This window comes from Actinomadura monticuli (assembly GCF_041463655.1).
GTDB classification, from domain to species: Bacteria; Actinomycetota; Actinomycetes; order Streptosporangiales; family Streptosporangiaceae; genus Spirillospora; species Spirillospora monticuli.
In genome coordinates this window covers 16,390-28,736 of record NZ_JAXCEI010000018.1, presented here as the reverse complement: position 1 = coordinate 28,736, position 12,347 = coordinate 16,390, and the positions used below count along the sequence as shown (strand labels likewise).

10 protein-coding genes are annotated in these 12,347 nt (G+C 73.1%); 2 read left to right on the top strand and 8 right to left on the bottom strand.

Going from position 1 to position 12,347, the window contains the following annotated elements; translation table 11 throughout:
• Nucleotides 1–1,701: a proline--tRNA ligase gene (locus SM611_RS30835; protein ID WP_371953831.1), complete on the bottom strand. Its 1,701-nt coding sequence runs from the start codon at nucleotides 1,699–1,701 to the stop codon at nucleotides 1–3.
• Nucleotides 1,702–1,759: 58 nt separating this feature from the next.
• Between SM611_RS30835 and proS the strand changes: the two genes are divergently transcribed.
• Complete coding sequence (gene proS, locus SM611_RS30830; RefSeq protein WP_371953830.1) at nucleotides 1,760–3,208, top strand: proline--tRNA ligase; 1,449 nt, start codon at nucleotides 1,760–1,762, stop codon at nucleotides 3,206–3,208.
• A 21-nt stretch (nucleotides 3,209–3,229) separates the two neighbouring features.
• Here the strand turns inward: proS and SM611_RS30825 are convergent, their stop codons facing one another.
• From SM611_RS30825 to SM611_RS30795, 7 genes are all read right to left on the bottom strand, one after another.
• Nucleotides 3,230–3,739: a DUF6328 family protein gene (locus SM611_RS30825; RefSeq protein ID WP_371953829.1), complete on the bottom strand. Its 510-nt coding sequence runs from the start codon at nucleotides 3,737–3,739 to the stop codon at nucleotides 3,230–3,232.
• Nucleotides 3,740–3,822: 83 nt separating this feature from the next.
• Nucleotides 3,823–5,793 carry a SpoIIE family protein phosphatase gene (locus SM611_RS30820; protein WP_371953828.1) on the bottom strand — a complete coding sequence of 657 codons (1,971 nt, stop codon included), beginning with the start codon at nucleotides 5,791–5,793 and terminating at the stop codon, nucleotides 3,823–3,825.
• A 130-nt stretch (nucleotides 5,794–5,923) separates the two neighbouring features.
• On the bottom strand, nucleotides 5,924–6,745 hold the full coding sequence (locus SM611_RS30815) for an ANTAR domain-containing protein (protein ID WP_371953827.1): 822 nt from the start codon (nucleotides 6,743–6,745) through the stop codon (nucleotides 5,924–5,926).
• 163 nt (nucleotides 6,746–6,908) lie between these two features.
• Nucleotides 6,909–7,331: a CBS domain-containing protein gene (locus tag SM611_RS30810; RefSeq protein WP_371953826.1), complete on the bottom strand. Its 423-nt coding sequence runs from the start codon at nucleotides 7,329–7,331 to the stop codon at nucleotides 6,909–6,911.
• Between the two features lie 122 nt (nucleotides 7,332–7,453).
• Nucleotides 7,454–7,828, bottom strand: a complete 375-nt coding sequence (locus SM611_RS30805; RefSeq protein WP_371953825.1) for an SSI family serine proteinase inhibitor — start codon at nucleotides 7,826–7,828, stop codon at nucleotides 7,454–7,456.
• 142 nt (nucleotides 7,829–7,970) lie between these two features.
• Complete coding sequence (locus SM611_RS30800) at nucleotides 7,971–8,609, bottom strand: sigma-70 family RNA polymerase sigma factor (RefSeq protein WP_371953824.1); 639 nt, start codon at nucleotides 8,607–8,609, stop codon at nucleotides 7,971–7,973.
• A 359-nt stretch (nucleotides 8,610–8,968) separates the two neighbouring features.
• Nucleotides 8,969–9,691 carry a TetR/AcrR family transcriptional regulator gene (locus tag SM611_RS30795; RefSeq protein WP_371953823.1) on the bottom strand — a complete coding sequence of 241 codons (723 nt, stop codon included), beginning with the start codon at nucleotides 9,689–9,691 and terminating at the stop codon, nucleotides 8,969–8,971.
• Between the two features lie 197 nt (nucleotides 9,692–9,888).
• On the opposite strand from SM611_RS30795, the gene SM611_RS30790 reads away from it, so the two are divergent.
• Nucleotides 9,889–12,297 (top strand): SpoIIE family protein phosphatase, encoded by a 2,409-nt coding sequence (locus SM611_RS30790; RefSeq protein ID WP_371953822.1) that lies wholly within the window; start codon nucleotides 9,889–9,891, stop codon nucleotides 12,295–12,297.
• The last annotated feature ends 50 nt before the right edge of the window (nucleotides 12,298–12,347 follow it).

The following is a 12,347-nucleotide window of genomic DNA, read 5'->3' as shown; positions in this document are numbered from 1 at the left end:
TCAGACCGCCTCGGCCAGCAGCGACTCGACGTGCGCGGCGACCGCGTCCAGGGCGATCTCGGACGTCGCGCCGGTGGCGCGGACGGTGACCTCCGCGACGCCCTCGGCCAGGCCGCGGCGGCCGATCGTCACGCGGAACGGGATGCCGGTCAGCTCCACGTCGCGGAACTTCACGCCCGCGCGTTCGGGACGGTCGTCGATCACGACCTCCACCCCGGCGGCCGACAGCGCGGCATAGAGGTCCTCCGCGGCCTCGGCCACGTTCGCGTCGTTGGACTGCGCCGGCACGACCGCGACCTGGAACGGAGCCACGGCGAGCGGCCAGACGATGCCGCGGTCGTCGTGGTGCGTCTCGACGATCGCGGCCATCGCGCGCTCGACGCCGATCCCGTAGCTGCCCATGATGACCGGGACGAGCTTGCCGTCCGGGTCCAGGACCTCGACGCCGAGGGCGCGGGCGTAGCGGTCGCCGAGCTTGAAGATGTGGCCGATCTCGATCGCCCGCACGATCCGCAGGGGTTCGCCGCAGTTGACGCAGGGCTCCCCGGCACCGACCTCGCGCAGGTCGGCCCAGGCGCCCACCTCGATGTCGCGGTCGACGTCGACGCCCCGCAGGTGGACGTCGTCGGTGTTCGCCCCGGTGAACATGTCGCGCCGGCCGCGCAGCGCCTCGTCCGCGATCACCGGGAGCGACACGCCGACCGCGCCGAGGCTGCCGGGGAGCGCGCCCAGCGCGGTCCGGATCTCCGCCGGCTCGGCGGCGCGGATCTCCGCCGCGCCCGTCGCGTCCACCAGCTTCTGCTCGTTGAGGGGGTGGTCGCCGCGCAGCAGGACGAGCGTGAGCGTCCCGTCCAGGACGTACACGAGCGTCTTGATCTGGCGGTCGCCGGGCGCGTCGTAGGCCAGCAGATCCTCGATGGTGCGGACGCCGGGCGTGTCGAAGCGCTCCGGCGCGGGCAGGCCCGGCCCGTCGGACGCGGCGGGCAGCGCCGACGTCGCCCGCTCGATGTTCGCCGCGTACCCGCACGCCGGGCTGTGGGCGACGAGGTCCTCGCCGACGTCGGCGGGGCACATGAACTCGGTCGAGCCGGAGCCGCCCATCGTCCCGCTGGACGCCTCGCACGGCAGCGCCGGCAGCCCCAGCCGGGCGAAGATCCGCGTGTAGGCGCCGTGGTAGGCGTCGAACGACGCGTCCAGGCCGGGACGGTCGACGTCGAAGCTGTAGGCGTCCTTCATGGTGAACTCGCGGGTCCGCATCAGGCCGCCCTTGGGGCGCGGCTCGTCCCGGAACTTCGTCTGGAACTGGTACCACTGCTGCGGGAGCTGCTTGTAGGAGCTCAGCTCCCGGGCGACCGTCGCGAAGATCTCCTCGTGCGTCATGCCGAGGGCGAGGTCGGCGCCGCGCCGGTCGCGGAGCCGGAACATCTCCTCGCCCATCAGCTCCCAGCGGCCCGACCGCCGCCACGGCTCCGCCGGATGCAGCGCGGGCAGCAGCATCTCCTGCGCGCCGATCGCGTCCATCTCCTCGCGCACGATCTGGACGATCTTCGCCCGGACGCGGACGGCCAGCGGCAGCAGCGAGTAGTGGCCGGCGGTGAGCTGCCGGACGAAGCCCGCGCGGAGCAGCAGCCGGTGGCTCGGCGCCTCCGCCTCGGCGGGGTCTTCGCGGAGCGTCGGCACGAACATCTGGGACCAGCGCATCCGGCGAGAGTAGCGAAGGTGCCCGGACCGATGCGGATGGTCAGTACCCTTGTTTGCCGTGAGTCGAGAAGGTGTGACGCCGCAGAGCGAGGATTTCTCCGCCTGGTACAACGAGGTGGTCGTGCAGGCCCAGCTCGTCGACCGTGGCCCGGTTCGCGGCACGATGGTCATCCGACCGTACGGTTACCGGATGTGGGAGCTGCTCCAGGCCGACCTGGACCGGCGCATCAAGGACGCGGGGCACGACAACGCCTGCTTCCCGATGTTCATCCCGGAGTCCTACCTCAAGCGCGAGGCCGAGCACGTCGAGGGCTTCTCGCCGGAGCTGGCGGTCGTCACCCACGCGGGCGGCAAGGACCTGGAGGAGCCGCTCGTCGTGCGGCCCACGTCCGAGACCGTCATCGGCGAGTACATGGCCAAGTGGATCGACTCGCACCGCGACCTGCCGCTGCTGCTGAACCAGTGGGCGAACGTCGTCCGGTGGGAGATGCGGCCCCGCATGTTCCTGCGCACGACCGAGTTCCTCTGGCAGGAGGGCCACACCGCGCACGTCGACGAGGACGACGCGATGCGCGAGACGATGTGGGCGCTCGACGCCTACGCCGACGTCGCCCGCGACCTCGCCGCGATGCCCGTCGTGGCGGGGGAGAAGACGCCCGGTGAGCGGTTCGCCGGCGCCGTCCGCACGTACACGATCGAGGGCATGATGCGGGACGGCCGGGCACTGCAGGCCGGCACGTCGCACTACCTCGGCACCAACTTCGCCAAGGCGTTCGAGATCCAGTACCAGGACGAGGCGGGCAAGCTCACCCACGCCCACACCACGTCCTGGGGCATGAGCACCCGCATGATCGGCGGCGTGATCATGACGCACGGCGACGACAAGGGCCTCGTGCTGCCCCCCAACATCGCGCCGTACCAGGTCGTGATCGTCCCGATCGGGCGCAAGGAGCAGGGCGAGCGGGCCGCCGCCGAGGCCCGCAGGCTGGGCGCGGCGATCAAGGCGGCGGGCGTCCGCGTGCACGTGGACGACAACCGGCCGCAGCTGTCGCCCGGCTTCAAGTTCAACGAGTGGGAGATGCGCGGCGTCCCGATCCGCATCGAACTGGGCATGCGCGACATCGAGGGCGGCGTCGCGACCGTCGCCCGGCGGCTCCCCACCGTCGAGGGGCAGGGCAAGGAGCAGATCCCGCTCGACAAGGTCACCGAGCTGCTGCCCGGGATGCTCGCCGACTTCCAGGCGTTCCTGCTGGCCAGGGCCGAGGAGTTCCGCGAGGGCAACACCGCCGTCGTGGACGGCTGGGACGCGTTCGCCGCGCAGGTCGCCTCCGGGTGGGCGCGCGCGTTCCACTGCGGCGAGACCGAGTGCGAGGACGCGATCAAGGCCGACACCGCCGCGACGCCGCGCGTCATCCCGGCGGACGCGCCCGAGGAGACCGGCACCTGTGTGAAGTGCGGCCGTCCGTCCGCCTACGGCAAGCGCGTCATCTTCGGACGCGCCTACTGAGCCGCCGCCGCGCCCGCGCGATCAGCCGTCCCCGGCCCTGGTCGCGCGGGCGTTCGCCGTCATCCGCGTCAGGTAGGGCTGGACGAACCACACCCACCCGGCCAGCCCGAGGACGCCCACGGCCGTGAGGACGACCGGGAGCATCCGCTCCGACAGCGACTCGACGATCAGCATCGTGGCCGAGGTGATCGAGATCGCCAGCGCGAACGCGCCGACGATGCCGTACCGGTTGGCGCGCTTGATCAGCACATGTTTCTGCCCGAGCCGGAACAGGATCCGGTGCTGGAACGCGGGGGCGATGAAGCAGATCGACGCGGCCGCCGCACCGAACAGCGCCAGGTAGAACAGCACCATTCCGGTGCCGTCCACCTTGTCGAAACCGGCGGAGAACGGGACGGTCAGCAGGAACGCGAACAGCACCTGCACCCCCGTCGTCGCGACCCGGAAACCCTGGAGAAGCTCCATCAGCTGACGGTCGAGCCGCTCGTGCTCGGTTTCGTTGCGCGGCTTGTCCGCGGGATCGACGGTCATGCTCCCGATCTACCCCGACGGACGATCAACATCCCGGCATTCGCCGCATCCCCGGCGCATACCGGCGAATGCCGCGTGCCGTCCTAGTCGAGGGCGGGCGGTTCCACGCGCAGCGCCAGCATCGACACGTCGTCGCGCAGGTCGCCGTCGCAGTAGTCCAGCAGCGCCGCCTCCACCCCGGCGAGCATGCCCTCCGGAGTGTCGCCGGCGTGCCCGGCGAGCGCCTCCAGCAGCCGCTCCTGGCCGAACTCCTTCCGCATCATGTCGCACGCCTCGAGGACGCCGTCCGAATGCAGGATCAGCGTGTCGCCGACGGTGAGGTCGATCGTGTCCAGCCCCGCCTCGAAGTCCTCGAAGAGGCCGAGCGGGACGCCGCCCCGCGACGCCGACCTGATCACCCCGTCGGCGCGCACCACGATCGCCGGCGGATGGCCCGCGGTGCCCAGCGAGACGATGATCCGCTCGGTCTCCAGCGTCAGCCCCGCCATCACCGCCGTGACGAACCGGTCCTCGTCCAGCAGCGCCTCGTTCACGACGCCGAGGACGTCCCCCGGGGCCGCCTTCCACCGCGACGCAAGCCGGACGCAGTGCCGCGCCGTGGCCGTCACCGCGGCCGCGTCCTCGCCCTTGCCGCACACGTCGCCGAGGACGAGGCCCCAGCCGTTCTCCGTGCGGAACACGTCGTAGAAGTCGCCGCCCACGTCCGAACCGTGCGTCGACGTCAGGTACTTCGCGGCCACGCGCACGCCCGGGATCTTCGGCAGCCGCTTCGGCAGCAGCCCCGCCTGCAGCGTGTCCGCGACCTCGGCGCGCCGCCGGTACAGTCGCGCCGCCCGGATCACCAGGGCCAGGTACCGGCCGAGCCGCTGCACGACCCCGAGGTCCATCAGGTCGAACGGGCCGTACTCGCCGCTCGCCGCCAGCGTGATCGTTCCAATGGCGCGGTCGCCGTCCTCGATCGGCACGCTCAGCACCGACGTCGCGCCGATCTTGGCGCAGACGGGCTGCCCGTCCGGGCAGACGCCCAGCACGTCGAGGTTCTCCACGTGCGGCCGCAGCGCGCTCTGCCGGGTGACGAACACCGTGTGCGGGAGCGTGCCCTCCGCCGGCTCGACCTCCTCCAGCATCCGCGCGGCGTCGACGGAATGCTCGTCCTCCGGCCCCATCACCACCTGGCGGCGTAGCTCCTGCCCCGCGCCCGCCGCGTGGATGCCGCCCTGCATCGGCCCGCCGGGGCCGCCGTTCTGGCCGGTCAGGTCGATGAACGCCCAGTCGGCCAGTTCGGCGGCGAGCAGCCGGGCGCAGCGGCGGACCGCCACCGTCTCGTTGAAGACCGGCTCGTCCAGCAGCAACTCGCTCGCGGTGGCGAGGACGTCCATCCGGTGGACGATCGTGGCCACGGCCTCGTCGTCGGCCGGCGCGCTCTGCGCCGTCCGCGCCCGGCCCCGCGGGGCGCCCCGGTGCGGCTTGTCGTCGGTGGGCGTGGTCGTCGGGCCGGCGGCCACCACGACCATCGGGTCCGGCTCGCCGCGGATCCACACCCGCGCCATCGTCACCACGGCGTCGACCGGACGGTCCCTGCCGAGGAACCGGACGTTGACGCGGCGGCGCCGCCCCGTCCGGACGACCGCGGCCAGCTGCGACCGCACCGCCGCGCGGGTCGCCATGTCGCAGAACGCCGTGAACTGCTTGCCCGACACGTATCCGGACGAGGTGCCGAGCAGCATCGCGGCCTGCCGGTTGACGCGGCGGACGCTCGTCGTCCGGTCGAGCAGGAACAGCGGGACGGGCGCGTCCTGGAAGACGGTGCGCAGCACCCGGCGCTCGTTCTCGGCGGCGGCGGGCGACCCGCCCTGCTCACCGGTCTGCTCGTTGCCCATCGTGCGCAGCACGGTCAGCGCCAGCTCCAGCTCGACCAGCGCGGCGTCCAGGGTGGCGCGCAGGTCGGGTTCCGGGACACCGGCGGCTTGGCGCAGCTCGCCGATACGCCCTTCGAGGTCCGCGATCTCCCTCAGCAGGGTCTCGGGTTCGAGCTGGTCGGGCTGATCGTGCATCTGGTCTCCCTCTCGTCCGCGTCACACGGTGGAACCAGCTCGGCTCCCGCCCGGACCGGGCCGGACCACGATCCGCGGGGCCGCTTCGAGCAGCCTATTCGCATCCCCTTCATGCGTCTGTACGTGCGGCCTAGGGAAGGCCCTGATCACCGACGATACGCTGTGCGAGTGCGGTCAGCTTCACATGACGCGTCTGTGAGATCCGGCGCATCTCGGCGAAAGCCTCGTCGGCGTCGCACCCCAGCGCGTGCATGAGAATGCCCTTGGCCTGGTCGACGATCGCGCGCGCCTCGACCGCCTCCTGCAGCTGGACGGCCGTCCGGTGCACGTCGTCGTACTGCTGGGTGTTGGACACCGCGGCCGTGCCCTGCGCGATCAGCAGCGACGCCAGCGCGTGCCGGCCGTGGCCGAGCGACTTCGGCGTCACCCCGAACAGCGTCAGCGTCACCAGGACCGGCGGGTTCAGGTGCGGGGTCATGGTGAAGCAGCGCACCCCGCGGCGCAGCATGTCCGACATCGACTCGGGCCAGCGTGTCTCGGCGAGGATGTCGTCGGACGCCAGCGGCCGGCGCTCCCGCACCACGTCGAAGATCGGCCCGTGCCCGCGGGACAGCTGCCGGTCGGTCACCTCGGCGAGGTCGGGGTGGCTCGCCGCAGCGGCCAGCGGCTCGGGGCGCGACTCGTCCAGCGTCCCCACGTCCACGCCGGTCTCCCGGCCCGTGTCCGGGACCGGGACGGTGGCGGCCGGCGGCCACGCCGAACCGGTGTCGGCCACGGCGGCCCGGGGCAGCGCCCAGCGCACGCTCGCCGCGCCCGCGCAGCCGGGGACGGCCCGCGCGGCGAGCTCGGTCACCCGGTGCAGGGTGCCGACGTCGGAGGAGGCCCCGACCATGCCGAGGCGGGCGATCTCCAGCGCGAGCTGGTCCGTCAGAACCGTTTCGGTGGGCGTCATCCCTCCGAGATTATCCTGGCCGGGCGGCTGCGGCGTGCTGCCCGCCGCGCCGCGTCGGTGCTGCGTCATGAGCGGTGCCTTACGGGGGTTCTGGCTGCGGAGGGCTGGTCGTCGGGGGGTCCTCGTCGTCGGTCGTCGGTCGTCGGGCGGCGGTCGCTTCGGGTTAGTTGTTGGGGGGCGCCTTGCTGATCTCGCCGAGCGGCCCGGCGTCGCCGTTCGCCACCGCGAGGTCGCCGATGGACACGATGCCCACCGGGCGTTGCGCGGCGTCCACGACGGGAAGGCGCCGGACGGCCTGCTCGCACATCAGCCGCGCCACGGTCGCCGTGTCGTCGTCGGCCTGCACCGTGGTCAGCTCGGCGGTGCACACGTCCCCGAGCGGCGTCAGCGACGTGTCACGGCTCTCCGCCACGGCGCGCACCACGATGTCGCGGTCGGTCACCACCCCGCACAGCCGTCCGGCATAGGTGACCAGCACGTCGCCGATCCCCTCGTCACGCATCACACGGGCCGCCTCGTACAGCGTGGCGTCCAGTGGCAGCGACAGCGGAGCCTCCGTCATCACGTCGCTGACCCTTGGTGGCATCGCGCGCACATCCTCCCGAATCGCCGACGGCTCGCGTGGCCCGTGTGCGCGCCTTACCCACGGTCGGCGCGCCTATTCGGACGGTTTCGGATGCTGCCGTCATTTCGTCCCGTTCGCCGTGCTCAGAAGGCGAAAACGAAGCCCGTCCGCGCCCGCATCGCGCAGTCGTTGCCGAACTCGGCCCGGAACCGCGTGGGCCTACCGCGCCACCGGCCCTCCGCGCGGGCGACGACCGGCGCGTGGACGGCGGTGCACATCCGGCCGTCCGGCGGGTGGGCGAACCCGCCGTCCGACTCCGCGAGTTCGGCGCAGGCCCGCGCCGCCTCGGGATGCCCGCCTCCCGGCGGGTCGCACCGCAGGGTCACCGTCCTGGTCCCGGACGTGTTCCTGTCCGGATGGGTGAGCGTGAGCCGCAGCGACGTCCCCGTCTCCGAGGGGACGGTGGGCATGAGGGCGATCAACGCACCCGCGATGACGCCTGTGACGAGATTCGGCACGAGAGCTCCCGACGTCTGGAGGGGTCATCGCTCATCGTATCGATGCGGACACTCAACGTGCAGGAAAATGAGCATTCCCGCAGCCACGGGGCAGCTGCGGGAACGCGTTCGTGGTCGCCGGGCGAGCGCCGGGGCGGCCGGGTTACGCCGCGAGGGTGTGCGCGGCGCGGCGGTGGTCGGCGAGCAGCTCGCGGAGCTGCTTGCGGCCGCGGTGCAGGCGGGACATCACCGTGCCGATGGGGGTGCCCATCATCTCGGCGATCTCCTTGTAGGGGTAGCCCTCGACGTCCGCGAGGTAGACGGCGTCCCGGAAGTCCTTCGGCAGGGCGCGCAGCGCGCCGATCACCTGCGAGTCGGGGATGCGGTCCAGCGCCTCGGACTCGGCGGACCGGAAACCGGACGAGGACGCCTCGGTCTGCGCGAGCTGCCACTCCTCCAGCTCCTCGGAGCCGGCGCGCTGGGGCTCGCGCTGCTTCTTGCGGTAGGTGTTGATGAAGTTGTTGGTGAGGATCCGGTGCAGCCACGCCTTGAGGTTCGTGCCTTCCTGGAACTGGTGGAAGTTCACGTAGGCCTTGGCCAGCGTCTCCTGGACGAGGTCCTCGGCGTCGGCGGTGTTGCGGGTCATCCGGACGGCGCTGGCGTAGAGCGGGTCGGCGAGCGGCAGGACGTCGCGCTCGTAGCGCCGGGTGCTCTCGATGTTCGTGATGCTCCTCTTCGCGCGGTCGTTCGCGCGGCTGGCGTCGCGGCCGTTGTCCAGAACGGGCGTGGTGACAGCGGTCATCGTCGCTCCCCGTGGGTAGGGCCCCGGCGAAAGGGGCCGGTTGCATGGCGCGTGGTCGGGGGCACGCGCGGACCGGGCGGACGAGCCGCCCCCCGTTGAGTGGTACGTGCCACCGTTCCCGGCGGGTTCGGGCAACCCGGCCTCGCATGGAGAGTGGGCCGAGGATCTGCGCGGATCGGCGATGCCAGGGCGACCCCGTCTTCCGGGACGTCGCGGGCCGTGCCCGATCGGCGCTTAGACCACCCGCCGGTGGTCTTCCTTCCCAGTAAGACGCCTGGAGGGTGCCAAAAGGTTGCCTTGACCAGGGTGTTGCTAGTCACAGTGTTCTTTGCTTCGCCCTCGGCTATGCCCGCATTAGGTCATCGCGCCGGGAGATGCCCGGCCAGCACCGCGCGCACGAGCGGCGCCGCGAACTCCTCCGGCGCGGCCGGCAGCCCGGCCCCCGCGGCCACCGCCTCCGGACCGGCCAGCCGCGTCAGGAACGCGTGCTGCTGGCAGCCTCCGAGCAGGGCCGCCGCGATGAACGGGATCGGCGCGTCCGGTCCGAGCCGTCCCGCGTGCCGCTCCGCCTCCAGGTAGCCGATCAGGGCGGCGTGGCCCAGCACCGGACCTGCCGCCGAGCCGCCGGGAGGGCCGGCCGGGGGACCGCCGGGGGCACCGGGCGGCGGCGCACCGCCGTCCTGGCCGCCTCTGGTCCGCGCGCGCGCCTTGGCGGCGGCATCGTCCTGTGCTTTGACCGGGCCGTTGTCACGCAGCCACGCGATCAGTTCAGGATCGGCCAGGACGGGCCCCGTCATCGGCAGCAACTCGCCATAGAAGCGGACCATCTCGGCGGCCAGGCGGACGAGGTTCTCCTCCACGGTGTTCTGCCCGACCGACCCGGCGAGCGTCGTCATCGCCGTCCGCGCCGTCCCCGTGACCTCCGCCAGAGCCGCCGCGAACAGCGCCGTCTTGTTCGCGAAGTGGTTGTAGAGGCTGCCCTCGGAGACGCCCGCGCTGCGCGCGATCTCCTTCGTCGTGGCCGCCGTGATCCCGCGCGCCCGGATCACCGTCACGGCCGCCGCCAGAATCCGCTCGCGCATCGGCTCCCTCCGTGCTGCCAAGCCCGTCTCACCTCCCCTTCCGCCGTGGACGCTAGCAGCCGGCGGAGGCTGAGTGAGCACTCACCCGATGCATTTTCGGATTGTCGCGGCGCGTCTCTCTAACACGATGTAACGTCCCCCTTACCGCGCGTTGCCGGGGGGACTTCGGGCGTCCTTCGTCCGAGGAGGGGGACCGCATGGTCATCACTGACCTGCTGGGGGTGGCGAAGATGGCCGCCATCACGCTCGACGGACGTGGCCGCATCAGCCACTGGGACGACACGGCCGCCGACCTGTTCGGGGTCGGGCCGCCACGGGCCCTCGGCCGCCCGCCCGCCGCGCTGCTGCGGCTGCCCCGCGAGCACCGGGGCGCCTTCGAGCCGAAGGCCTTCGGGCACGTCTGGTGCGGCGCCTGCACGCTGGCGCGCGTCGACACCGGCGAACCGGCCGAGGTCGGCTGGTGGGTCTACCCGATCGACCGGGCTCCCGGCGAGCCCGGCGAGCCCGGTGCACACGGCGAACACGGTGTCAGCGTGCTCGCGCTGGCCGCCGACCTGCGCCGGCTCCGCCGGCACGGGATCGGCATCACCATCGGCGACCTGCTGCTCGCCCCGCCCGACGGGCCCGCCGGCGCCGGCGCCGCGCACCGCCGCCCGGCCAGTGCCCGGCTGCTGCGCATCGAGCCCGCGCTCACCGCCCCGGCCGCCGACCTGCCGGACTCCTCCGCCGGCCCGCTCGCCGGACGGCTCGCCGACCTGCTGCCCGCGCTCGACCCGGCCGCGGCCGAGAAGATCACCGCGCGGGTGCTCGGGCTCGGCTGCCCGGCCCTCTCGCTCGGGCTGACGATCCGGCTGCCGCTCGTCCCGCACACCGGCGGCGGCCCGGCCGCGCCGCCGGCCCCGCCCGTCCCGTCCCGCCGGCCGCGGCCCGCCCGGCGGGACGTCCCCGCCGCCTGGGAGCCCCTCGCCTACCTCGGTGAGGCCGGCCAGCAGATCGGCAGTTCGCTCGACCACCTGCAGGCCGCCCGGACGCTCGCCGAGGTCCTCGTCCCGCGGCTCGCCGACTTCGCCGCCGTCGAACTGCTCGAACGCGTCGTCGCCGACTCCGCGCCGCCCGCCGCCGAGGTCGACGAGACCACGCTGATGCGCCGCGTCGCCGTCGCCCACAACGACGACGCCGGACGCTGGGACGAGGCCGTCCCCGAGGGCGAGGCGCTGTTCCTGCCGTCCGGCACGCCGTTCGTCCAGGCCATGCGGACCGGGCGCCCGGTGCACATCCGGCGCGTCACGTCCGCGCAGGCCGCCCGGCTCGCCGCCGCGTTCGGCGACCGCGACCTGAGCCCGCTGTTCACCGGGCGGGCGCTGCTCGTCGTCCCGCTGATCGCGCGCGGGCGGGTCCTCGGCACCTTCAAGCTGCTCCGCAAGCCCGACCGGCCCGGGTTCGGCGACCTCGACCTCGCCATGGTCGACGAGCTGGCCCGCCGTGCCGCGCTGTGCGTCGACAACGGGCGGCTGTACCGGCGCGAGGTCCAGGTCGCCGAGAAGCTGCAGCGCAGCATGCTCCCCGACGACCCGCCGGACGTCGCCGGGGCCCGCGTCCGCTACCGCTACCGGCCCGCCGAGCAGGCCGCGCAGGTCGGCGGCGACTGGTTCGACGCCATCCCGCTGCCCGGCTGCCGGCTCGGCATCGTCGTCGGCGACGTGATGGGGCACGGCCTCACCTCCGCCGCGATCATGGGGCAGATGCGCACCGCCGTCCGCACCCTCGCCGCCGAGGACATGCGGCCCGACCGGCTGCTGCGCCAGCTCGACGGGCTCGCCCGCCGGCTCGGCGAGGACTACCTCGCCACCTGCCTGTACGCGGTGTACGACCCGGTCGAGCGGCGCTGCACGCTCGCCAACGCGGGCCACGTCCCGCCGGTCCTCGTCGCGGCGGACGGCGCCAGCCGCGTGCTGCCCGTCCCGCCCGGCGTGCCGATCGGGGTGGGCGGCGAGCCGTTCCGGACGATGGCGGTCGACGTCGAGGACGGCTCGCAGCTCGTCCTGTGCACCGACGGGCTCCTCGAACGCCGCGACCGCGACATCGACGAGGGCCTGGAGGAGCTGCGCGCCCGGCTCGCCGGGGCGTCCCCCGATCTCGACGGCACCTGCGACGACCTGCTCGACACGCTCGCCGCCGGCACCCCCGCCGACGACATCGCCATCGTCGCCGTCGGCTTCGACGGCATCCCCAAGGACGAGGTCGTCACCTGGGAGCTCGAACCCGAGCCGAACAGCGTCCCGTGGATCCGCGCGCAGGTCGCCGCCCGGCTCGCCGGCTGGGACCTGCACGCCCTGATCGACACCGCGCAGCTGCTCGTCAGCGAGCTCGTCACCAACGCCCTCGTGCACGGCGCCGGGTCGCTCGGCGTCCGCCTGATCAAGAGTCGGACGCTGCTGTGCGAGGTGCACGACGACGGCACCGACCTGCCGCACCTCCGGTACACCGAGGCCACCGAGGAGTCGGGCCGCGGCCTCCAGCTCGTCAGCCACCTCGCCGCCCGCTGGGGCACGCACCGCACCGGCTCCGGCAAGATCGTGTGGGTCGAGCAGCGGCTGCCGCGCTGATCGTGGGCCTGTCTCCCCGGTTTGGGAGGTAAATGTCCCGTTGTCGCCAG

Bases quoted from the DNA above. Each gene is read 5' to 3' on its own strand.
- SM611_RS30835 (WP_371953831.1), bottom strand. From the start codon at position 1,701: ATGCGCTGGTCCCAGATGTTCGTGCCGACGCTCCGCGAAGACCCCGCC.
- SM611_RS30825 (WP_371953829.1), bottom strand. From the start codon at position 3,739: ATGACCGTCGATCCCGCGGACAAGCCGCGCAACGAAACCGAGCACGAG.
- SM611_RS30820 (WP_371953828.1), bottom strand. From the start codon at position 5,793: ATGCACGATCAGCCCGACCAGCTCGAACCCGAGACCCTGCTGAGGGAG.
- SM611_RS30815 (WP_371953827.1), bottom strand. From the start codon at position 6,745: ATGACGCCCACCGAAACGGTTCTGACGGACCAGCTCGCGCTGGAGATC.
- SM611_RS30810 (WP_371953826.1), bottom strand. From the start codon at position 7,331: ATGCCACCAAGGGTCAGCGACGTGATGACGGAGGCTCCGCTGTCGCTG.
- SM611_RS30800 (WP_371953824.1), bottom strand. From the start codon at position 8,609: ATGACCGCTGTCACCACGCCCGTTCTGGACAACGGCCGCGACGCCAGC.
- SM611_RS30795 (WP_371953823.1), bottom strand. From the start codon at position 9,691: ATGCGCGAGCGGATTCTGGCGGCGGCCGTGACGGTGATCCGGGCGCGC.
- SM611_RS30790 (WP_371953822.1), top strand. From the start codon at position 9,889: ATGGTCATCACTGACCTGCTGGGGGTGGCGAAGATGGCCGCCATCACG.